This window comes from Streptomyces sp. BYX5S (assembly GCF_054724165.1).
In genome coordinates this window covers 4,743,917-4,765,641 of sequence record NZ_CM138829.1, presented here as the reverse complement: position 1 = coordinate 4,765,641, position 21,725 = coordinate 4,743,917, and the positions used below count along the sequence as shown (strand labels likewise).

At 72.3% G+C, this 21,725-nt stretch carries 16 protein-coding genes; 10 read left to right on the top strand and 6 right to left on the bottom strand.

The window, feature by feature from the left end; genetic code table 11:
* Positions 1-173: 173 nt before the first annotated feature.
* Entirely contained in the window at positions 174-2,543 is a 2,370-nt protein-coding gene (locus ACYBSK_RS21765) for an MFS transporter (RefSeq protein WP_460242960.1), read from the top strand.
* Positions 2,544-2,565: 22 nt separating this feature from the next.
* Here the strand turns inward: ACYBSK_RS21765 and ACYBSK_RS21760 are convergent, their stop codons facing one another.
* Together ACYBSK_RS21760 and ACYBSK_RS21755 are read right to left on the bottom strand one after the other, a co-directional pair.
* Positions 2,566-4,482: an ATP-binding protein gene (locus tag ACYBSK_RS21760; protein ID WP_457478860.1), complete on the bottom strand. Its 1,917-nt coding sequence runs from the start codon at positions 4,480-4,482 to the stop codon at positions 2,566-2,568.
* Between the two features lie 327 nt (positions 4,483-4,809).
* The gene (locus ACYBSK_RS21755) at positions 4,810-5,454 is read right to left on the bottom strand and encodes a carbonic anhydrase (protein ID WP_457478859.1); all 645 of its coding nucleotides are present in this window, start codon (positions 5,452-5,454) and stop codon (positions 4,810-4,812) included.
* Between the two features lie 173 nt (positions 5,455-5,627).
* Between ACYBSK_RS21755 and ACYBSK_RS21750 the strand changes: the two genes are divergently transcribed.
* The 9 genes from ACYBSK_RS21750 to ACYBSK_RS21710 all read left to right on the top strand — a co-directional run bounded on the left by ACYBSK_RS21750 (position 5,628) and on the right by ACYBSK_RS21710 (position 17,387).
* Positions 5,628-6,359: a haloacid dehalogenase type II gene (locus tag ACYBSK_RS21750; protein ID WP_457478858.1), complete on the top strand. Its 732-nt coding sequence runs from the start codon at positions 5,628-5,630 to the stop codon at positions 6,357-6,359.
* 275 nt (positions 6,360-6,634) lie between these two features.
* Entirely contained in the window at positions 6,635-7,699 is a 1,065-nt protein-coding gene (locus tag ACYBSK_RS21745) for a LacI family DNA-binding transcriptional regulator (RefSeq protein WP_460242959.1), read from the top strand.
* Positions 7,700-7,874: 175 nt separating this feature from the next.
* Positions 7,875-9,563, top strand: a complete 1,689-nt coding sequence (locus ACYBSK_RS21740; RefSeq protein ID WP_460242958.1) for an ABC transporter substrate-binding protein — start codon at positions 7,875-7,877, stop codon at positions 9,561-9,563.
* Positions 9,564-9,567: 4 nt separating this feature from the next.
* Positions 9,568-10,641: an ABC transporter permease gene (locus ACYBSK_RS21735; RefSeq protein WP_457478855.1), complete on the top strand. Its 1,074-nt coding sequence runs from the start codon at positions 9,568-9,570 to the stop codon at positions 10,639-10,641.
* Entirely contained in the window at positions 10,638-11,615 is a 978-nt protein-coding gene (locus ACYBSK_RS21730; protein WP_457478854.1) for an ABC transporter permease, read from the top strand. The genes ACYBSK_RS21735 and ACYBSK_RS21730 overlap by 4 nt, the downstream gene beginning before the upstream one ends.
* Positions 11,612-12,640 (top strand): ABC transporter ATP-binding protein, encoded by a 1,029-nt coding sequence (locus tag ACYBSK_RS21725; protein WP_460242957.1) that lies wholly within the window; start codon positions 11,612-11,614, stop codon positions 12,638-12,640. The genes ACYBSK_RS21730 and ACYBSK_RS21725 overlap by 4 nt, the downstream gene beginning before the upstream one ends.
* Entirely contained in the window at positions 12,627-13,658 is a 1,032-nt protein-coding gene (locus tag ACYBSK_RS21720) for an ABC transporter ATP-binding protein (RefSeq protein WP_460242955.1), read from the top strand. The genes ACYBSK_RS21725 and ACYBSK_RS21720 overlap by 14 nt, the downstream gene beginning before the upstream one ends.
* A 31-nt stretch (positions 13,659-13,689) precedes the next feature.
* On the top strand, positions 13,690-14,955 hold the full coding sequence (locus ACYBSK_RS21715) for an alpha-L-fucosidase (protein WP_457478851.1): 1,266 nt from the start codon (positions 13,690-13,692) through the stop codon (positions 14,953-14,955).
* Positions 14,956-14,969: 14 nt separating this feature from the next.
* The gene (locus tag ACYBSK_RS21710) at positions 14,970-17,387 is read left to right on the top strand and encodes a glycoside hydrolase family 2 protein (RefSeq protein WP_460242954.1); all 2,418 of its coding nucleotides are present in this window, start codon (positions 14,970-14,972) and stop codon (positions 17,385-17,387) included.
* A 28-nt stretch (positions 17,388-17,415) separates the two neighbouring features.
* Here ACYBSK_RS21710 and ACYBSK_RS21705 read toward each other — a convergent pair whose 3' ends face one another.
* From ACYBSK_RS21705 to ACYBSK_RS21690, 4 genes are read right to left on the bottom strand one after another with little or no spacing between them, the layout of a single operon-like run.
* Positions 17,416-18,237, bottom strand: a complete 822-nt coding sequence (locus ACYBSK_RS21705) for a carbohydrate ABC transporter permease (RefSeq protein WP_457478849.1) — start codon at positions 18,235-18,237, stop codon at positions 17,416-17,418.
* Positions 18,234-19,133 (bottom strand): carbohydrate ABC transporter permease, encoded by a 900-nt coding sequence (locus ACYBSK_RS21700; RefSeq protein WP_460242952.1) that lies wholly within the window; start codon positions 19,131-19,133, stop codon positions 18,234-18,236. The genes ACYBSK_RS21705 and ACYBSK_RS21700 overlap by 4 nt, the downstream gene beginning before the upstream one ends.
* A complete protein-coding gene (locus ACYBSK_RS21695; RefSeq protein ID WP_460242951.1) occupies positions 19,130-20,524 on the bottom strand; it encodes an extracellular solute-binding protein in 1,395 nt (464 codons plus the stop codon). The genes ACYBSK_RS21700 and ACYBSK_RS21695 overlap by 4 nt, the downstream gene beginning before the upstream one ends.
* A gap of 8 nt (positions 20,525-20,532) precedes the next feature.
* Positions 20,533-21,630 (bottom strand): carbohydrate kinase family protein, encoded by a 1,098-nt coding sequence (locus ACYBSK_RS21690; RefSeq protein ID WP_460242950.1) that lies wholly within the window; start codon positions 21,628-21,630, stop codon positions 20,533-20,535.
* Positions 21,631-21,725: the final 95 nt, after the last annotated feature.

The window sequence follows — 21,725 nt, the reverse complement described above, 5'->3', positions numbered from 1 at the left end:
GGCGTTGAGGCGCTGGGGTGCTGAAGCGCTGACCTGGGACCCCTTCCGATTACATCCGTGATGTCTGTAAAGTTCCTTTAGGGACTTTCGGTCCTTACGTCGGTCATATGTGATCCGCGACGCTTGTCCCTGGAGGACTGTGCGGAAGGGGGGTCCACCAGGGAGGTCAGTACATGCTCGGCACCGGTGTGTCCGGCGGCGGCGCCACAGCCGTCGCCGCGTACCCGGCGGACGACGGACGGGGATCGACGCGTGTGGTCGGGCTGCTGCTCGCCGCCGTCGCCGCCCTCTACGTGGTGGCTCCCGCCGTGAACTCGGCGGCCGTCCCTCTCGTCCACGCCGAACTCGGCCTGGGGGTGGGCCACGAAGTGGTCGCCCGGGTCGTCGGCTCCTCGCTGGCCCTGTTCACGCTGGTCGTCGCCGGACGGGCCGGTGATCTGCGGGGGCGGCGCTCCGTGCTGCTCGTCTCCCTGGGCGGCCTCGCCGCCGGGTGCGCGCTGCTCGGCGTCGCGTTCGACGGCTGGTCCTACGTGCTCGGGCGGATCGTCGTCGCGGTGGCCCTCGCCGCCGTCTTCGTCAGCTGCCTCGCCTTCCTGCCGACCGTGTTCCTGCCCGGCCGGCTCCGCAAGGTCATGGGCGGCTGGCTGGCCGCCATGTCCCTGGGCTTCGTGATCGCCGTGAACGTGGCGCCGCGGGCCGCGTCCATCAGCGGATGGCGGCTCGCGATGGTCGCCATGACCCTCGCGGCCCTGGCCGCGCTGTTACTGGTCCACCGCTACGTCCCCGAACCCGCCGCCACGACCCGGCTCCCGCTGCCGGACCGCACCCGCGCGGGCAGCCTCATCGTCTTCGGCGTCCTCGCCCCCGCAGCGCTCCAGCTCGCCCCCGTGTGGGGCTGGTCGGACCCGCGCGTGGGCCTGCTGCTGCTCACCGCCACGGTCGCGCTGGTCCTCGCGCGGCTGCGCTGCCGGGGCCTGTCGATGGCCTCGCGGGGCCGCCCCGCGCTGCTGCCGGAATCGGTGCGGGCCGGTGCTCTCGTCGCGGGCCTCGCCCTCGGCTTCACCCAGGTCGTCCTCGCGATGGGGCTCCCGGCGCTCGCCGCGGAGAAGGGCAGCGGCCCCGAGTCCGCCGGTTTCGTCCTGTCGGCCTTCGGCGTCGGCGGCGCCGCGAGCTGCCTGCTGGTGCGCCGCCGCCCCGTCGCGCCGGTGACGGGTTCCTCGCTCGGACTGCCGCTGGCCGCGCTCGGCCTGGTCCTGCTGCACGCCGGGCTCGGCGAGCACGCCTACCCGGTCGCCGCCGACTACGCCGTCGTGGCGCTCATCGGGTTCGGCATCATGCTGGCCGCCGCCCCGCAGATGGCGCGCTACCTCGCCGCGATCCCGCGCACTCACCTCGGCACCAGCGCGGCCCTGCTGCCCGGCTCCATCCTGCTGGGCACCGCCGCCGCGCAGTCCCTGCCCTACACCTCCGCCGTCGACAGCGTCCCCCTGCCCGCCGAGGCGCGGCAGCTGCTGCGCCTCGGCACGATCGTGCTCGCCGTGGCCGCGCTGCTGCTCGGCCGGGTCGCCGTGTCCGTGGCGGTGGCCTGCGCCGCCGGGCTCCAGTACCTGCTGTCCCGCACCGGCATCGGTGACTCCGGCACCCTGATCGTCGCGCTCGGCTTCGGGGCGGCGGCCGGAGCCGTCGTCTGGTCGCGGCGGGAGCAGTCCGACCGGCTGGCCCGGATGAGCCAGACCGCGAGCACCCTCCAGCACGCCGTCCTGCACCCCATACCCAGGCGCCTGGGCCGTCTGCGCCTCGCGAGTCTGTACCGGCCCGCCACCGCCGACACCGGCATCGGCGGCGACTTCATCGAGGCCCTGCACACCCCGTACGGCACCCGCATCCTCATCGGCGACGTGCGCGGCAAGGGGCTCCAGGCGGTGCAGACCGTCACCGACCTCCTGGGGTGCTTCCGCAGCCAGGCCCACGAGACGGAGGAGCTCGGGGAGCTCGCCGCGCGCCTGGACCGGCAGGTGATGCGCGCCGCCGCCACGCGCGGGGACGACGAGCTGTTCGCGACGGCCCTGCTGGTGCAGCACGACGGCCCGGCGCAGGACCCGCGGGACCTGAACCTCGTCAACTGCGGCCATCTGACCCCACTGGAGGTCACCTCGGCCGGGGTCACGGAGATCGACGTCCCGACGCTGCTCCCGCTGGGCTTCGGCACACTCGGCTCCGGGGCCGCGCCCACCCCGCACACCGTGCGCCTCGACCCCGCCGCGACGCTCGTGGCGCACACCGACGGCCTGAGCGAGGCCCGCAACTCGACCGGCGAGTTCTACCCCCTCACCGAACGCCTGACCCGCGCCCCGTACGGCACCCCCGACCACCTCGTCGGCCACCTCGACGACGGCGTACGCGACTGGACCCACCACCTGGCCGACGACATCGCCATCATCGCCCTGTGCCCCGCCGAGCCCTCGCTGACCACGGCGGAAGTGCACGCCCCGCGCGACGGCGCGGTGCGACAGTCCGAGACCCGGTTCGACGGGGCGGTGTGAGACGCCGCGGCGCGCCCGCACGTCACCCGGAGAGTCCCGGGACGAGCGGGTCCGGAGGCGACTGCGGGGCCGACCGGCCGCCGCGCGGCCCGGACAGCAGGGCCTGGAGGGCGGCGTGGGCCTGGGGAGCGCAGGTGGCGGAGTCCGCGTCGGTCACGGCCCGGTGGGCGCCGCTCCAGGACCGGGAGGGGCGTCCGTTGCGCTGGTCGACGACGGCCAGCGCGTAGCGGGCCCGCATGCGGGACCAGACGTCCTCGCGCAGTCCGGGCTGGGCGAGGGCGGCGACGGCCGCGCGGTGGGCGGCGCGGGGCTCGGTGTCGCGGCGGGCGAAGGCGAGGGCGGCCAGGTAGACGGCGCGGCCGGGGCCGCCGGTGGCGTGGTCGGGGGTGAGGACGCAGGCCTGCTCGAAGTGGCCGGCGGCCTGCACCGGGTCGCCGACCGCGAGGGCGAGGAGGCCGTGCACATGGGCGATGCGGGCCAGCAGGACGTCGTCGCCGTCGAGGACGGCCCCCGGCCAGATCCGGTCGAGCAGGGTTCGGGCCGTGCCGGGGTCGGTGCGCGCCGCGAGCCAGGCCGCGAGCCAGGTCGCGGCCGCCACCGACGGGTGGTCCTCGGGGCAGCGGGCGAGGAGCTGGAGCAGGAACCGCAGCCCGATCGCGGAGTGCCCCGTGACCCACCAGAACCACAGCCGGGTCGCGGTCTCCAGGGCGGTGCCCGCGGCCTTTGGGTCCGGGTCGCTCAGCGCATGGCGCAGCAGGGCGTGCAGGTTGTACTGCTCGTCGGCCAGCAGCCGTACCGCCCGGGTCTGGTGCCCGTGGTCCCACAGGTGCTCCGCGAGCCGGGCGATCGTGAGGCAGTGCGCGGACCGGCGCTCCACGGCGATGCCGAGTTCCCCCGCCTCCGCGAGCCGGCACTCGCCGTACTCGCGCACGGCGGCGGGCATGCGGTAGCGCGGTTCGGCGGGGCCCTGCGGGTCGTTCTCGTGCTGGAGCAGGCCGAGCGCGGCCAGCCGCGTCAGCAGTCCCGGCACCTGCCGCGCGCCGACCTCGCCGCCCGCGCACAGCACGACGGCCGCACTCTCGCCGAACGTTCCGGCCAGCACGCTGGCGCGGCTCCACACCATCCGCATCCACGGGCTGCACAGGGCGTGCACGGCGCCGATCGCCTCCTCGACGGAGCGGTGCCGCCGATGGCGCTGACGCGGGTCAGCGAGCCAGGACTGCCCGTGCTCCACGAGTTCGGCCAGGTCGTGCGGAGAGTACGAGGACAGTTGTGCGGCGGCGAGCTCGATCGCCAGCGGCAGCCCGTCGAGCGCCCGGCAGAGGGACTCGACGTGTTCGAGGGTGGGCGCGTCCCGGCGCCGCAGCGCGTCACCGGCCCGGTCCAGGAAGAGCCGTACGGCGGGGGAGGGGCCGCCGTCGGCGCCGGGTTCCGTGGCCAGTGGTCCGAGCCGCAGCACGGCCTCGTCCCCGAGGCCCAGGGGGTGGCGCGCGGTGACCAGGATCCGCAGCGAGGGGTGTGCGAGCAGCTGGCGCTGGACCACTCCGACGCACTCGGCGTGGACGGGGTCGACGTCGTCCAGGAACAGCAGCACGCGCGGGGCCGACCGTCGGGGGCGGCCCGAGGCGTCGCCGCGGGCGCGGAGCGGGGCGGGCAGCGCCTGCCCCACGGCCTCCCGGAAGGCCCCCGGCCGGCCGGCCGCCTCGGGCCACGACACCCGTACCAGTTCCTGCCGACCGGCCCGCGCGTCCCGCACGGTGACGTCGCACAGCAGGCTCTTGCCGACGCCGACCGGCCCGGTGACGGTGACGAGTCGTCGGCTGTCCAACAGGCCGCGCAGCGCGTCACGTTGCTCCTCACGGCCCACGAGCGCGTCGTGCGCCCTGCTGTCCGCCACCAGCCGGAGAAGCGTGCCGACCTCGTCGACTTCCTCGTGCACCTTGTGTCCTTTGCCGCCTGAGCGAATGGAAGCGAGTGGGGTCGGCGGCAGCCGCGCAGAATCGTTACTGTCGCCCATTCCCGGCATCTTCAACGTCGGCGGTACGCGCCGGTAGTGCACCGGGGCGCAGCGGTACCCGTGGGGCCGGTCTTTCGGATGCACCCGATGACGGACTTCGCGGAAAATCCCCGGATCGGGCGTATCTGCTTCACATCGACCATCCGTGCTTCACACGGAGGTGCGCCGTGCGCGACGGGTGGGTGTCGCGTGCGGCGAGCGCGGCACCACGCTCCCGGCGCCCGGGGCCGTGGTGCCGCGCAGGCGTGGTCAGCCGGTGGGGGCGACCGTCTCGCTCAGGCCGCGGGAGGCCACCAGGCGGGCGGTGCCGTCGGCCAGCTGGTAGGCCATGCCGACCACGGCCGTACGCCCGGACGCCACGCCCTCGGCGATCGCCTGGGAGCGGTCGACGAGCAGGTCCACGGTGTACCGGATGTGCTCGTGCAGGATCTCGTCGGCGCTGGTGCGGCCGGCGGCGCGCGCGGAGAGGACGCTCGGGGTGACCCGCTCCACGACGTCACGGACGAAGCCCGTGGGCGCCGCCCCCTCCTCCACCGCGGCGCGCGCGGCGGCGACTGCCCCGCAGGAGTCGTGGCCGAGGACCACGACGAGCGGGGCGCCGAGCACGCTCACGCCGTACTCGATGCTGCCCAGCACCTCGTTGCCGAGGACGTGGCCCGCGGTGCGCACGACGAACAGGTCGCCGAGCCCCCGGTCGAAGATGATCTCGGCGGCGAGGCGGGAGTCGGCGCAGCCGAACATCACGGCGAAGGGGCTCTGCGACGGGGCCGTCTCGGCGCGGCGCGCGGCGTCCTGGTTGGGGTGGTCGGGGGTTCCCGTCACGAAGCGCTGGTTGCCGGTCACCAGCATGCGGAAGGCTTCGTCGGGGCTGGGGTGTACGAGGGCATCGGTCATGGCGGAAAGCCTACGATCCGCGTTCCGGCGCGCAACACTCGGATGGCACTCAGTGCCACGAAGGTGGGGTCCGCATCCTCCGTCCGCCGGGAATCGCGGTCGCCGCCGGCCGCGTTGCACCAGGCGTCAGCAGTCCCCGCCGTGCCCCCCGCCACGCCCAGGAGACCGATCCCATGCCGGAGCAACGGCCCAAGACGCAGCCGCAGCCCGAGATCGACGCCCTCGTGTTCGACGTCCTCGGCACGCTCGTCGACGAACCCTCCGGCATCCGCGCCGGAATCCGCCGACTCGCCCCCGCGCTCGACGAGACGGCGACCGAACGGCTCCTGTCGCTGTGGCAGCGGCACATCGAGCGCGCACAGCAGCGTGTCGTCGACGGCCTGCGCCCCTACGCCGACAGCGGCACCCTCGACCTGGAGGCCGCCCTCCTCGTGGCCGAGGACGCCGGGGTCGACGACGCGACCGCCGTGGCCGAGCTGGCCCGCGCGGGCCGGGGGCTGCCGCCGTGGCCCGACACCGTCGCGGGGCTCGCCCGGCTCGCCGAACGGTTTCCGTTGCTCGGGCTCTCCAACGCGAGCCGGACGGCGCTGCTCGATCTCAACGCGCACGCCGGGCTGCGCTGGCACCAGGCCCTCTCCGCCGAGGACGCCCGCACGTACAAGCCGGATCCGGCGGTGTACCGGCTGGCGGTGGAGGTCTCCGGGCGGCCTCCGGAGCGGCTCCTGATGGTGGCCACGCACGCCTGGGACCTGCGCGCGGCGCGGGCCGCCGGCCTGCGCACCGCCTACGTCGCCCGCCCCGTCGGCGACCCTCCCACCGCCTCGGACGCCTTCGACCTGTACGCCCGCGATCTGACGGACCTGGCCGGGCAGCTCGACCGCGCGCCCGCTGGTCACGGGCGGTAGCGGCCTCCCCGCCGCTCGATTCTCGCTGTTCATTCTTCGGCATGGGATGGCAGGGCATTGCGGCCCTCGTCGCTCCAAATCGTCCTTCGTGGGCGCCACTTCATGTTTCGCGCACCTCAAATGCGTGTCACCGGACGTCAATTGCTGCGCAACCTGTTGCTCCAGGAGCTCAAGCGCTTTAGCGTTCTCGCACTCAACCGCTTGAGTTCAGGGCAGTTGGGGCTCGGGCCGTCCCGTTCGGGGTGGCTTGCCGGCATGCGCGGCAGGAGAAGTCCATGCGCCGTACTCCCACCAGACGCTCCACTCTGAAAGACATCGCCCAAGAGGCGCGCGTGTCCGAGTCCGCCGTGTCCCTCGCGCTCAACGGGCGGCCCGGTGTCTCCCCGTCCACCCGGCAGCGCGTACGGGAGGTCGCCGACCGCCTCGGGTGGCAACCGAGCGCCGCGGCGCGGGCGTTGAGCGGGGAGAGCACCGCCACGGTGGGGCTCGTGCTGGCCCGTCCGGCGCACGCGCTGGGCGCCGAGTTCTTCTTCCTGCAACTGGTGTCGGGCATCCAGCAGGCGTTCGCCGAGCGGAGCATCGGACTGCTGTTCCTGGTGGTCCCCGACCTGGATGCCGAGTGCGCGGCCTACCGCCGCTGGTGGGCCGAGCGCCGCGTCGACGGCGTGCTGGTCGTCGACCCCCGGGACGGCGACGGGGACCCGCGCCCGGCGCTGCTCGACGAACTCGGCCTGCCCGCCGTGTTCGTCGGCGCGGTGCCCGGAGCCGAGGGCGGTCCGGCGCACCCGGGCATCTCCAGCGTGTGGGCCTCGGACTCCCGGGCCATGGCGGGCATCGTTCAGCATCTGCACGGCCTCGGGCACCGCCGCATCGTGCACGTCGCGGGGCTGCCCCACCTCGCCCACACCCAGAAACGGATCCGTTCCCTGCGGGCCGAGGCGGAGCGGCTCGGCCTCGACCCCGCCGACGTGCGCAGCGTCCCCACCGACTACTCGCGGCAGCAGGGCGTCGACGCCACCCGGCAGGCGCTCGAAGGCGACGCGCCGCGGCCCACCGCGATCGTCTACGACACCGATGTGCTGGCCGTGGCGGGCCTGGGCGTCGCGGCCTCGCTCGGCATCGCGGTGCCGGGGGAGCTGACGCTCGTGGCCTGGGACGAGTCCGTGCTCACCGGCTCCACCCACCCCCCGCTGTCCGCCCTCGTCCGGGACACCCCGGCCTTCGGGCGGCGCACCGCCGAGGAACTGCTCGCGCTGCTCGACGGCGGACCCGCCCGCACCGTCGAGGACGCGACCCCGCGGCTCGTCCCCCGCGGCAGCAGCGGCCCCGCCCCCGGCTGACCTCTCCATCCCGCCCCCGAAGACGCGTGGTCGGAAATCCCGCACCGACGCGCTATGACAACGATGTCCAACCGCTGCCGACCCGATGCGCCGTTCTCGCCATCCACCCGCCAGTGACCTGCCACCCCCCACGCGCGATGTCCCCCGTCCCCAACACCCCTCGGGAGAGCCCCCGATGAACCCGAAGCACCGCGTGAACCCGCAGTCCCGCCCCGCCGCCCTCCGCACCGGCGCCCGCGTCGCCGCGGTCGGCGCCGTCGTCCTCTCGTTCGTCCTGTCCGGCTGTTCGGCCGCGCCCACCCCGGCGGGCGGTTCCGCCGGTGACGGCGCGCTCACCGCCAACCTCGGCTTCGCGGGCACCACCATCAACCGCAACTTCAACCCGTTCGCCCTCAAGGCCACGCAGGGTACGTTCGGCTTCCAGTACGAGGCGCTCTTCGACTTCAACATCCTGGAGGGCGGCAAGTTCACGCCCTGGCTGGCGACGAAGTACGAGTGGGCCGACGGCGGCAAGAAGATCACCGTCCACCTCGACGAGCGGGCCAACTGGAGCGACGGCTCGAAGCTCACCGCCGACGACGTGGTGTTCACCCTGAACTACGTGAAGAAGAACGAACTGCCGCCCACCTGGGCGTTCGACTTCTCCAAGGCCTCCGCGCCGGACGAGCACACCGTCGAGATCATCTTCGACGCACCCGCCTACTCCAAGATCGACAGCATCGGCGGGGTCACCCCGGTGCCGGAGAAGATCTGGAAGAAGAAGGACGGCGCGAAGGACACCAACCCGAACCCGGTCGGCTCGGGTCCGTACAAGCTCAAGCAGTTCACCCCGCAGCAGCTCACGTTCGAGGCCCGCGACGACTACTGGAAGCAGAAGAACGTCCCGGTCAAGATCGTCAAGGCGCCCATCGTCACACAGGCCTCCGAGGTGCCCAAGCTGCTCAGCGGGGAGCTCGACTGGAGCGGCGCGGTCGTGCCGGACGTCAAGAAGCAGTACATCGACAAGGACCCGAAGAACCACCACGCCTGGTACCCCACCTACGGCGGGCAGTTCATGTTCTTCAACCACACCAGGAAGCCGTTCGACGACGTCCACGTCCGCAAGGCGCTCTCGCTGGCCGTCGACCGCAGCCAGCTCCTGAACGTCACCAACCCGGGCATGTTCAACACCCTCAACCTCACCGGCCTCGACTCCAGGACCCAGGGCAAGTGGATCGCCGACGAGTACCGGGACGCCGAGCAGCCGAACGCCGAACTGGCCAAGGCGATGGCCGAGTTCAAGAAGGCCGGGTACACGAAGAAGAACGGCAGGCTGGTCGACGACAGCGGCAAGCCGCTCAGCTTCTCCATCATGGAGGTGCAGGAGTGGGGCGACGCCGTCCAGTTCGACAAGGTCGTCGCCTCTCAGCTGAAGAAGGCGGGCGTCGACGTCGACGTGAAGCCCATCGCCGCCGCGCAGATCGACGCCAAGCGCAAGTCCGGTGACTTCGACGTCACGATCGGCGGCGGGATCTACTACTCGACCCCCTACAACTTCTTCAAGGACATGCTCTACAGCCGCAACGGCGGCATCTGGACCAACTACGGCCACTACGAGAGCAAGAAGGCCGACGACCTGCTCAAGGAGATGGCGAGCGCGCACGACGCGGCGAGCGTCAAGAAGTACTCCGCCAAGTTCCAGAAGATCATGGTCGACGAGGTTCCGGCCGCCCCGCTCATCACCATCGGTGTCTCCTCCGAGTACAACAGCAAGAACTGGACCGGCTGGCCGGACGAGAAGAAGCCCTACGCCCAGCCCGCCCCGTGGGCCGGCGGCGTCGACGCCATGAGCATCCTGCTCAACCTGCGCCCGGCGAAGGGCTGATCCCATGACCGCCCCCGTCCTCACCCCCGCCGTCCCCGAGACCACGCCACCCGTGGCGCGGCGCTCGGTGGCCGCACGGTTCGGCGCCGCCCGCTACTTCCTGCGCCGCCTGGGCTTCTACCTCGGCGCCGCCGCCGTCGCCATCACCCTCAACTTCCTGATCCCGCGCCTGATGCCGGGCGACCCCGCCTCCGCGCTCATCTCCCAGATGCAGCAGAAGCAGAACCTGTCCGCCGACCAGGTCACCAGCATCTACCGGCTGTTCGGCGCGCCCGGCGCACCCCTGTGGGACCAGTACGTCACCTACCTCGGCCAGATCGCCCACTTCGACTTCGGCGCGTCGGTCGCCTACTACCCGACGCCCGTGTGGGAGGTCATCCGCTCCGGTCTGCCCTGGACCATCGGGCTGGTCGGCCTGACCGCCGTGCTCGCCTTCGTCATCGGCACCTCGATGGGCGTCCTCGCGGGCTCCCGCGTCGGCTCGCGCTTCGACTCCTTCATCACGCCCGCCTCCATGTTCCTCGGCGCGCTGCCGTTCTTCTGGGTCGCGCTGCTGCTCGTCATGGCGTTCGGCGTGCAGCTCAACTGGCTTCCGATCAGCGGCGCGTACGACGGTGACATGGCGGTCGCGTTCAACGGGCCGTTCCTGGCGAGCGTCCTGGAGCACGGCATCCTGCCCGCCGTCACCATGGTCGTCGCCTCGTTCGGCGGCTGGCTCGTCGGCATGCGCAACATGATGGTGACGACCGTCTCCGAGGACTACGTGCTCCTCGCCCGCGCCAAGGGCCTGTCCAAGGCCCGCGTGATGTTCCAGTACGCGGCGCGCAACGCGGTCCTGCCGAGCGTCGCCGGGTTCGCCCTCACCATCGGCTCCGCCGTCAGCGGCCAGATCCTCGTGGAGATCGTCTTCTCGTACCCCGGGGTCGGCTACCTGCTCTACCAGGCCGTCTCCAGCGTCGACTACCCGCTGATGCAGGCCCTGTTCCTCATCGTCTCGCTCACCGTGCTCGCCGCGAACTTCGTCGCGGACTCGGTGTACGGACTGATCGACCCGCGCGCGAGGGAGACCCGCTCATGACCGAACCGGTACGCGCCCGGCGGCGGCGCACAGCGCTCCGGCCGCCGGCCAACCTCAAGGTCCGCGCGGGCATCGTCATCATCGCCTTCTTCGCGCTGCTCGCCCTCTTCGGCCCGTTCGTCGTCGAGAACCTGATGGGGCTCTCGCCGACCGACGTCGACACCAGCGCCTCCATGCAGCCGCCCTCCGGAGCCCATCCGCTCGGCACCACGGCCAACGGCGAGGACGTCTTCGCGCAGCTCGTCGTCGGCAGCCGCGTCTCCCTGCTCGTCGGGCTCGTCGCGGGCGTCGTCACCACCGTGCTGTCGGTCCTCGTCGGCGTCGCGGGCGGCTACCTCGGCGGGCGCGCGGACTCGCTCCTGACCGTCGCCACCAACATCTTCCTCGTCATCCCCGGCATGCCACTGCTCATCATCGTGGCGAGCTACGTGCAGGGGCGCGGCGGCTGGCTCACCGTGGCCCTCGTCATCGGCCTCACGGCGTGGCCGTGGGCGGCGCGGCAGAAGCGGGCGCAGACCCTGTCGCTGCGCCACCGCGACTTCGTGGCGGCGGCCGAGATGACCGGCGAGAGCCGCTGGGGCGTCATCACCCGCGAACTCGTCCCGTCGCTCGCGCCGCTGATCTCCGTCAGCTTCCTCGGCGCGGTCGTCGGCTCGATGTTCGCGGACGCGGGCCTGTCCTTCATGGGCCTCGGCAACATCAACACCACCAGCTGGGGCTCGATGCTCTACTGGGCGCAGAACGGGTCCGCGCTGACCCGCGGCGCCTGGTGGTGGTTCGTCCCGCCGGGCGCCTGCATCGCCCTGGTCGGCGTCGCCGCCGGACTCATCAACTTCGGCATCGACGAGGTGTCCAATCCGCGGCTGCGCAAGCCCTCCAAGCAGGTACGCCTGCGGGCCCGCGCCGCCCGCCTCGGCGCGGCCGAGGCCGCGGCCCCCGTCCAGCCCGCGTCCGTGAAGGAGGCCACCTCATGAGCACGCCGTTGCTCACCGTCCGCGATCTGCACGTCGACTACTTCGACCAGGAGGACCCGGTGCACGCCGTCCGCGGCGTCGACCTGACGCTGCGCCGCGGCGAGACCCTCGGCATCGTCGGCGAGAGCGGCTGCGGAAAGTCCACCCTCGTCACCGCCATGACCCGGCTGGAGCGGCCCCCGGCCGTGACCACGGCGGGCTCCGTCGTCCTGCACGGCCGGGACGGCGCCGGGAACGTCGACATCCTGCGCCTGACCGAGCGTCAACTCGCTGCGCTGCGCTGGGAGAAGATGGCGATCGTTTTCCAGAGCGCGATGAACGCCCTCAACCCGGTGCTGCGCCTCGGCACCCAGTTCGCCGACGTCCTGCGCAGGCACCGCGGCCTGTCGAAGAAGGCGGCCTGGGAGCGGGCGGGCGAACTGCTCGGCATGGTGGGCATCCCCGCCGACCGGCTGCGCTCCTACGCCCACGAACTGTCCGGCGGCATGCGCCAGCGCGCCACCATCGCCCTCGCGCTCGCCTGCGAACCCGACCTCGTCGTCATGGACGAGCCGACCACCGCCGTCGACGTCGTCATGCAGCGCCAGATCCTGCGCCAAGTGGCACGGCTGAAGCGCGAGTTGGGCTTCTCGGTCGTCTTCATCACCCACGACCTGTCGCTGCTCATCGAGATCGCCGACCGCATCGCCGTGATGTACGCGGGCAGGATCGTCGAGACGGGACCGCCGCGCCGCCTCTACGAGGACCCGCGCCACCCCTACACGACGGCCCTGCGCGGCGCCTTCCCCCCGCTGCACGGCGAACGCCGCGAGATCACCGGCATCCCCGGCTCCCCGCCCGGCCTGCGCACCCCGCCGCCCGGCTGCTCCTTCCACCCGCGCTGCGCCCAGCGGCTCGACGCCTGCGACCGCGAGGAACCGGCCCTGCTCCAGCTCGGCGGCGCGGCCGGAGACGTCGCCTGCCATCTCCATCGGAGCCCCGCCACGACGACCCCGGAAGCCGAGGACCGCCATGCCCGTACCTGACACCACCCTCCCCGCCCCGGTCCTGGAGGCCCGCGAGGTCGTCAAGCGTTTCCCGGTGCAGGGGCCCGGCGGCCACGGCAAGGAGGTCAAGGCCGTCGAGCCGACCTCGCTCGCCCTCCACAAGGGCCGCATCACCGCGCTCGTCGGCGAGTCCGGCAGCGGGAAGTCCACGCTCGCCCGGATGCTCGCCCTCGCCTACCCGCCCACCGAGGGCGAGATCCTGCTCGACGGCGACGTCGTCCGGAAGGCCCGCACGGCGAAGGCGAAGCGCGCGTACTACCGCCAGGTCCAGATGATCTTCCAGGACCCGTTCTCGTCCCTCAGCCCGGTCCACAGGATCCGCTACATCCTCAGCCGCCCCCTGAAACTGCACGGCCTCGCGTCCGGCGCCGAGGACACGGAACGCCAGATCCTCCAGCTCCTCGAACGCGTCAACCTCACCCCGGCCGACCAGTTCATCGACAAGTTCCCCTACGAGCTGTCCGGCGGCCAGCGCCAGCGCATCGCCATCGCCCGCGCGCTCGCCGCCCGCCCGAAGGTGCTTCTCGGCGACGAACCGATCTCCATGCTGGACGTCTCCATCCGCCTGGACATCCTCAACCTGCTCGGCAGACTCCGCGACGACGAGGGCCTGGCGATCCTCTACATCACCCACGACATCGCCAGCGCCCGCTACTTCGCCGACGAGATCAAGGTCCTGTACGCGGGACAACTCGTGGAGTCCGGCCCCGGCGACGCCCTCGTCGCCAACCCCCAACACCCCTACACAAGACTGCTGTTGGAATCCGCGCCGGACCCCGACCGCGGCGGCTTCCTCGACGAACGGGACGGTGATTCCGTCGAGGACGAGGAGACCCTCGGCGAACCCCCGAGCCTGGTCGACCCGCCCTCCGGCTGCCGCTTCCGCACCCGCTGCCCGCTCGCCCGGCCCGTCTGCGCCACCGCCTTCCCCGCCCGCACCCAGGTCGCCGACGACCACTGGGTGCACTGCTGGGCGCAGGACGAGCAGCCCGCCTGAGCCCTTCCCGTACCACCCGAGAGGACACGCGTTGCGATCCGACGCCCCCATCGCCCCCACACCCCACCAACTCGCCTGGCAGCGCAGCGGCATCGGCGCCTTCTTCCACTTCGGCATCAACACCTTCCACGGCCAGGAGTGGAGCGACGGCACCCTCCCGGCGTCGTCGTTCGACCCGGACGGCCTCGACGCCGAGCAGTGGGTCGCCACAGCCGTCGCGGCCGGCGCCCGCTACGCGATCATCACCGCGAAACACCACGACGGCTTCTGCCTGTGGCCGACGAGGACCACCGACTACTCCGTCGCCTCCTCGCCCTGGAAGGACGGACACGGCGACGTCGTCGGGGAGTTGGCGCGAGCCTGCCGGGCGGCCGGCATCGGCCTCGGCGTCTACCTCTCGCCGTGGGACCGCCACGCGCCCGAGTACGCCGACCCGGCCGCGTACACGAAGCTCTACGCCGAGCAGCTGCGCGAGCTGTGCACCTGGTACGGGCCGCTCACGGAGCTGTGGTTCGACGGCGCCGGATCGGAAGGGTACGCGTACGACTGGACCGCCATCATGGCGGTCGCCCGGCTGCACCAGCCGGACGCCATGGTGTTCAACATGGGCGATCCGACGATCCGCTGGGTGGGCAACGAGGACGGGCTCGCGGCCGACCCCGTCGAGTACGTCGTCGACCACACGCAGATGAGTCAGTACACCGTCGTGACCGCCGAGTTCGCCGAGGCGCTGTACCTGCCGCCGGAGTGCGACGTGTCGATCCGGCGCGGCTGGTTCTGGCACCCGGACGACGAGGCCAAGTCCCTGGAGCACCTGCTCGCCATCTACTACCGCTCCGTCGGCCTCGGCGCGAACCTCCTGCTCAACCTGCCGCCCGACACCCGCGGCCGGATCCCGGACGCCGACGCCGCGCGCGTCACGGAGTTCGGTGCGGAGGTCGCCCGGCGCTTCGGCGCTCCCGCGGCGACGGCCCGGCTCGGCCGCGGGGACGTGTGGACCGCCTCGTTCGAGAGGCCGGTCACCTTCGACCACGTGCGGCTGCGCGAGGACCTCAGCGGCGGGCAGCGCGTCGGGCGGCACGTGGTGCGGGCCGGTGAACGCGTCCTGGCCGAGGGGCTGACCGTGGGCGCCGGACGCGTCCACCTCACCGCACCCGTGACGGCGAGCGAGCTGACCATCGAAGTCGAAGGCGCGGAAGCCGAGTTGGAGTCGGTCGAGGTCTTCGAGACCGGTGTGCGGGAGCTGCCGCGGATCCCCGACGGATACCGCGCGCCGACCGACCGGCCGGACGCATGAGAGGGCACGGACACGTGGAACTGACAGGGGAGAACTGGACGCTGCGGTCCGTCGACGGCACCGGAGCGCGCGGCGACATCGAGGTGCCCGCGGTGGTGCCGGGGTGCGCGCACACCGACCTGATGCGGGCCGGGGTGATCCCGGACCCGTTCCTCGGCACGAACGAGGCCGACGTGCAGTGGGTCGGGCTGGCCGACTGGGAGTACAGCAGACGCTTCGACCTCGCGGCCCGGCCCGACGGCGCCCGCGTCCACCTCGTCCTCGACGGACTCCAGACGGTCGCGACGGTCCTCGTGAACGGCACCGAGGTCGGCAACACCCGCAACATGCACCGCCGTTACCGCTTCGACGTGACCGATGCCGTACGGCCCGGAGCCAACGACCTGACCGTGCGCTTCGCGTCGTCGGCGCGGGCCATGCTGGAGGCGGCAGGCGACGACCCGCTCCCGTACGACTGGTCGTACCCCTACAACGAGCTGCGCACCATGGCCTGCGAGGGCGGCTGGGACTGGGGGCCGACGCTGGTCACGGCCGGGATCTGGCGGGACGTACGCCTTGAGGTGTGGCGGACGGCCCGCGCCGACGTCGACGTGACCACGACCCTCGACGAGGACCTGCGGCGCGGCACGCTCCGGGTCCGGCTCGACGTGGCGGGCGGCCCGTGCACGGCCGTGGTCGACGTCGCGGGACGCACCGAACGGTTCACCCTCGCCACAACAGGGCCGCACGAGCTGACAGTTGATGTGGCCGACCCCGAGCCCTGGTGGCCGCGGGGCTACGGCGAACCCGCACTCCACGACACCACCGTCCGCCTCCTCGACGCGACGGGCACGGTGCTCCAGGAGACCCACCACCGCGTCGGCTTCCGGCACATCGCCGTGGACACGGCGCCGGACGAGCACGGTCGCGCGTTCACCCTGCGCGTCAACGGCCGCCCGGTGTTCTGCAAGGGCGCCAACTGGATCCCCGACGACCTGTTCGTCTCCCGTATCACCCCCACCCGCTACGCGACCCGCGTCGACCAGGCGTGCGCCGCGAACATGAACACCCTGCGGGTGTGGGGCGGCGGCATCTACGAGGACGAGTCCTTCTACGCGGCGTGCGACGAACGCGGCGTCCTGATCTGGCAGGACTTCGCCTTCGCCTGCGCCGCCTACCCCGAGGAGGAACCGCTGCGCTCGGAGGTCGTCGCGGAGGCCGACGACGTCGTACGCCGCCTCGCCGCCCACCCCAGTGTCGTGGTGTGGAACGGCGCCAACGAATGCCTGCTCGGCCACGAGGACTGGGGCTGGCGCGCCACCATCCGGGACCGGACCTGGGGCGAGGGCTACTACCGCCAGCTGCTCCCGGCCGCCGTCGAGACCCACGCGCCCGGCGCCGTGTACGTCGTGAACAGCCCCACGGCGAGCGAACCCGGAGTCCACCCACAGGTCCCGGGCGACGGCCCGACGCACCTGTGGGACACCTGGAACCTGTTCGACTACGCGCACTACCGCGACCAGATCCCCCGCTTCGCCGCCGAGTTCGGCTGGCAGGCCCCGGCGACCCGGGCCACACTCACCGAGGCCCTCGGCGCCCTGCCGGACAGCCCCGACGACCCCGCCGTCCTCGCGCGGCAGAAGCAGCCCGGTGGCGAACGCCACCTGGTGGACCGCCTCAAGGGCCGCTTTCCCGACCCGCAGCGCATCGCCACGGACACCGGCCGCTGGCACCTGGCCACGAGCCTCAACCAGGCACACGCCCTGCGCACCGCCGTCGAACACTTCCGGTCGTGGTGGCCTCGGACGGCGGGCGCCCTGATCTGGCAGCTCAACGACGTCTGGCCGGCCCTGTCCTGGTCCCTGATCGACCACGGCGGCCGCCCCAAGCCCGCCTGGTACGCGGTGCGCCGCGCCTTCGCCGACCGCCTCGTCACGCTCCAGCCGAGGGAAGCGAGCCTCAGCGCCGTCCTCGTCAACGACACCGACGCACCGTGGACGGGTCACCTCTCGGTGCGCCGCGTCCACGTCACGGACGGCGAAGCAGCATGCGTGCAAAGGGAGTTCACCGTCCCGGCCCGATCGGTGCTCACCCTCCCCACCGGCCCGGAGATCACCCAAGCGGGCCGCCGCCGCGAGGAACTGGTGGTCGCCGAGGCCCCGGGAGCCGACCGCGCCGTGCACACCTTCGTACGCGACGACGGCGTCCGCTGGCCCGCACCCGACGTCAAGTACGCCGTCGAGCGCCGAGAGGACCACGCGCTCGTCCACCTCACCGCGACAGCCGCGCACGGCGACCTGACCGTCGAGGCACCGGGTCTGCGCGCGGACACAGCACTCCTCACGCTGCTGCCGGGCGAGAGCACGACCGTCGTGCTGCGCCCGGAGCGTACCGACGACCCACTGCCCGACGCGATCGAAGTCTCGGTGCGCACCCGCAACGAGCTCTTCTGAGCAGACGGCGACGGCGTCCGGCTCCCTCCTACTCCTTCACCGCCCCGCTCAACATCCCCTCGATGAACTTCCGCTGCAAGGCCACGTACACGACCACCACCGGGAGCGCGATCAGCACGGACGCCGCCGCCAGCAGCGTCGTGTCCGCGCTCTGCTGGCCCTGGAAGAAGGCCAGGCCGAGCGGGACCGTGCGCAGGGACTCGTCGCTGATCATCACGAGGGCCATCAGGAACTCGTTCCACGTCCACATGAACGTGATCACGATCAGCGTGGTGATGGCGGGGCGGCCCATCGGGACGAGGATCCGCCACAGCGTGGTCCACGTGCTCGCGCCATCGACGCGGGCCGCCTCGATGACCGAGCGGGTGCTGTTCCTGAAGTACGTGCGCATCCAGAACACGCCGAACGCGAGGGACTGCGCGGTCTGCGGCAGGATCAACGCCCAGTAGGTGTCGGTGAGTTCGAAGTACCGCAGGTCGAAGTAGAGCGGCACGACCAGGGCCTCCTGGGGGAGGGTGAGGCCCAGGACGAACAGGTAGAACAGCAGTGTCGAGCCGGGGAAGCGCATCGTGCCGAAGGCGTACGCGGCCAGCACGGACAGCACCGTCGACGCCGTCACCACGGCCACCGTCACCAGCGCCGAGTTCCCGAGATACGTGCCGAAACGGCCGCGCTGCCAGGCCTGTTGGAAGTTGGACCAGTGGAGCGTGTCCGGGAGCGCGAAGCCGCCGCCCACCGCCTCGGGGGAGGAGAAGGCCGACGACAGGATGCCGATGACCGGGGTCAGCGCAAGCACCGCGAAGAGCGCCAGGATCGCGTACGTCGCGGTGCGTTCGATGCGGGAGGTCATGCGTGGCGCCCTTCGACGAGACGGGAGACCGTGACGGTCAGGGCGAAGATGAGGAGCGTGAGGGCCACGCCGATGGCGGCCGCCGAGCCGACCTCGTTCAGTTCGAAGGCCCGGTGGTAGACCTCGTAGGCCGGTACGGAGGTAGCGTTGCCGGGGCCGCCGCCGGTGGTGATGTAGATCAGGTCGAAGTTGCGCAGCCCCGCGATGATCGTGAGGGTCAGCGCCACCGAGACCTCGCCCCGCAGGGCGGGCAGGGTCACCGCGAAGAACTCCCGGACCGCGCCCGCTCCGTCGAGCCGCGCCGCCTCGTACAGTTCGCGCGGGACGCGCTGGGCTCCGGCGAGGAAGAGGACCATGCACAGGCCCGTCATCACCCACGTGCCGACGACGCCCACGGCGGGCAGCGCCCACGCGTCGTCGCCCAGCCACGGGCGGGCCAGGCCGTCGAGGCCGACGCCGCGCAGCACGTCGTTGAGCAGGCCGTCCGGGGCCAGGATCGAACGCCAGGCGACACCCACGACCACCATGGCCAGCACCTGCGGCAGGAACAGGACCGTACGGAAGAAGGTCATGCCCCGGATCCGGATGCGGGACATCGCCGCCGCGAGCAGCAGCCCGATGGCCACCGGCAGCGCCGCGTAGAAGACCAGCAGCACCAGCGCGTGGCCGAACGGGGCGCGCAGGCTCGGGTCCGTGAACAGAGCCGTGTAGTTGTCCAGGCCGGCCGACGTGGCACGGGTCAGGCCGTCCCAGTGCAGGAACGACAGGCCCACCGCCTGCCCGAACGGGTAGAGCAGGAACAGGCCGTAGACCACGAGCGCGGGCAGCACGTAGAGGTAGCCGATGGAGCGGGGTTCGCCGGGTGCCCGGCCCGTCGCCCGCAAGCGCTTGGTCACGAGCCCGACGCTCCCCGCTGCTTCTTCAGGAACGCGCCGTAGTCGCTCTGGAGCGTGCGGGCGAACGCCGACGGCCGTGTCTTGCCCGCGATGAGCTCCTGGAGGGCCGCGGAGGTCGTGTCGTAGAAGGTGGGCGTGGCGTAGTCCAGGTACGGGACGAGGCCGTCGGCCGCCGTCAACTCCCGCCAGGCCGCGATCATCCGGCCGTCGGGGGAGCGGGGATCGAGCGCGGCGGCCGCCTTGCCGGGGACGGCCGGAAGCACGCCGTTCTCCGTCATGACGTCGGCCGCGTGCGCGCTGGTGAGGAAGTCGAGGTAGGCGGCGGCCACGTCGGGGTGCGCGGAGCGCGAGGTGACCGACCAGGCGAGGCCCTGGCCGCCGGTCGTGGTGGGTTTGCCGCCTGCCGTGGCCGGGGGCGGCGGCATGACGCCGAGGTCGTCACCGAGCCGTTTCTGGAAGTCGGCCTGCATCCAGGTGCCGGTGATCGTGTACGCGCCCTGCCCGGCCATGAACTTCTTGTTGGCGTCGTCGTAGCCCAGCCCGTTGGTGTCCTTCGGCAGATAGCCGCGGTCCATCCACTCGGTGAGGACGGTCGCCGCCCGCGTCGTGCGGGAGGTGCCGAAGCCGTCGCCGCGGCCGAGGACGGTGTCCCGGGCGGGCTCGGTGCCCTGCTGGTCCTGGAGCACGCCGAAGGTGTGGATCGCGGGCCACTTGTCGAGGTTGCCGAACTGGATCGGCAGCTCTCCCGCCTTCTTGAGCGTGGCGAGGCTGTCGGTGAACTCCGCCCAGGTGCGCGGCGGTTGGAGCCCGGCCTTCTTCAGTACGGCCTTGTTGTAGTAGAGCCCCACGAACTCGCCGGTCTGCGAGATCCCGTAGAGGCGGCCGGTACCGAAGCGGCGGGACGTGCCCGCCTTCTTCACCGACACCCGGTTGAGGTTGAGGAGCGTCGCCGGGTAGCGGGTGTTCCACTCGTAGATGCCCGCGTAGGTGTCCAGCGGGGTCAGCAGGCCCGCCTCGACGAACGCGACCATGTCCGGGTAGCCCTGGTTGGCCTGCACGACGTCCGGCGGATTGTTGCCCGACAGGGCCAGCTTGAGCGTCGTCTTGAGGTCGTCGAAGCTCCGGGACACCCGCCGGATCGTGACGTTCGGGTACTTCTCCTGGAACTCCTTGTTGAGCTGCTCGATCTCGGCGTTCGTGCCGCCGCGCGTCTCCTGGTCCCAGACGCGCAGCGTCACGTTCCCGGCCTTCGCCGGGTCCGGTACGCCGTTCCCCGCGGGGGCGGCGTCGCCGGTCACGGCGCCGGAGCCGTCGGTGCCCGGGGTGCAGCCCGCGGCGCCGACGGCGAGCGCCGCGGCGAGGACCGATCTCCGGGTGAGGGCTGAGGTCATGGTGGCTCCTACGCGGCCCGGAAGCCGAGGGTCGGTGTGGCCCGGTGGCGGGCCACCTCGTGCAAGCGGGCGGGGACGAGGTCGTGCAGGAAGCCGTAGCGCCGCGCCAGCTCCTCACAGGCGGCGTCGCCCGACGCGGCGCGCGCGGTCAACTCGCCCCACCAGGAAGCAACTTCGACCCAGCCCGGCGCCGACAGGGACCCGCCGAAGTGCTGCACGGACAGCGCCGCCGTCAGATTGGCGAAGGCGAGCCGGTCGGCGAGCGGCCACCCGGCGAGCGTGCCGGTCACGAACCCGGCCATGAACACGTCCCCCGCCCCGGTCGGATCGAGCGCCTCCACCCGCAGTCCGGGTACGTCGGCGTGCTCCCCGGTGAGCGAGTCGACGGCGACCGCGCCCTGCGGCCCCTTCGTGACCACGGCGATGGGCACCAGCTCCGCCAGCGCGGCCACCGCGTCCCGCGGGGTGTCGGTGCGCGTGTAGTGCAGCGCCTCCGTGGCGTTGGGCAGGAAGGCGTGCGCGTATGGGAGCCCGGTCAGCGTCGCGGTGTCCCAGCGCCCCGACTCGTCCCAGCCGACGTCGGCGAAGATCCGGGTGCCCTGCTCGTGCGCCTGCCGCAGCCAGGCGTCCTCGCGGCCGGGCTCCAGGGAAGCCACGCCCGCACGGGCGCGCGGCACCGTGTACTCCAGCGGGGGAGCGGCGTGCTCGTGCGTCACCATGGTGCGCTCGCCCTCGTACGCCATGGAGACGGTCACCGGCGAGTGCCAGCCGGGCAGCCGCTTCGAATGGGTGAGGTCGACGCGTTCCACGTCGGCGAGGGACTCCCAGCAGTAGTCGCCGTACAGGTCGGTGCCGAAGCCGGCCGCGAGCGTGGTGCGCAGGCCGAGGCGGGCGAGCGCGGTCGCCATGTTGGCGATGCCGCCGGGGCTCGACCCCATGCCGCGGGCCCAGTTCTCGGTGCCGAGCCGCGGCGCGCCGTCGAGCCCGGTGAAGACCAGGTCCATGAAGACGGTCCCCGTGAGGAACACGTCGTGTTCGGGGTCGCCCTGGGCGCGCACCGCCGCCAGCGGATCGATGCAGTCGCACACGGCCCTGCTCGGACTCACCGTCGTACCCTCCCTGTTCGCGGACGTCGGCCGATTCAGCGCAACGATGATCGATACCATGCACTTCCGGCCAGACAGTTGCAAGAAGTTGCTTG

Bases quoted from the DNA above. Each gene is read 5' to 3' on its own strand.
- ACYBSK_RS21765 (WP_460242960.1), top strand. From the start codon at position 174: ATGCTCGGCACCGGTGTGTCCGGCGGCGGCGCCACAGCCGTCGCCGCG.
- ACYBSK_RS21755 (WP_457478859.1), bottom strand. From the start codon at position 5,454: ATGACCGATGCCCTCGTACACCCCAGCCCCGACGAAGCCTTCCGCATG.
- ACYBSK_RS21750 (WP_457478858.1), top strand. From the start codon at position 5,628: ATGCCGGAGCAACGGCCCAAGACGCAGCCGCAGCCCGAGATCGACGCC.
- ACYBSK_RS21745 (WP_460242959.1), top strand. From the start codon at position 6,635: ATGCGCCGTACTCCCACCAGACGCTCCACTCTGAAAGACATCGCCCAA.
- ACYBSK_RS21740 (WP_460242958.1), top strand. From the start codon at position 7,875: ATGAACCCGAAGCACCGCGTGAACCCGCAGTCCCGCCCCGCCGCCCTC.
- ACYBSK_RS21735 (WP_457478855.1), top strand. From the start codon at position 9,568: ATGACCGCCCCCGTCCTCACCCCCGCCGTCCCCGAGACCACGCCACCC.
- ACYBSK_RS21730 (WP_457478854.1), top strand. From the start codon at position 10,638: ATGACCGAACCGGTACGCGCCCGGCGGCGGCGCACAGCGCTCCGGCCG.
- ACYBSK_RS21725 (WP_460242957.1), top strand. From the start codon at position 11,612: ATGAGCACGCCGTTGCTCACCGTCCGCGATCTGCACGTCGACTACTTC.
- ACYBSK_RS21720 (WP_460242955.1), top strand. From the start codon at position 12,627: ATGCCCGTACCTGACACCACCCTCCCCGCCCCGGTCCTGGAGGCCCGC.
- ACYBSK_RS21705 (WP_457478849.1), bottom strand. From the start codon at position 18,237: ATGACCTCCCGCATCGAACGCACCGCGACGTACGCGATCCTGGCGCTC.
- ACYBSK_RS21695 (WP_460242951.1), bottom strand. From the start codon at position 20,524: ATGACCTCAGCCCTCACCCGGAGATCGGTCCTCGCCGCGGCGCTCGCC.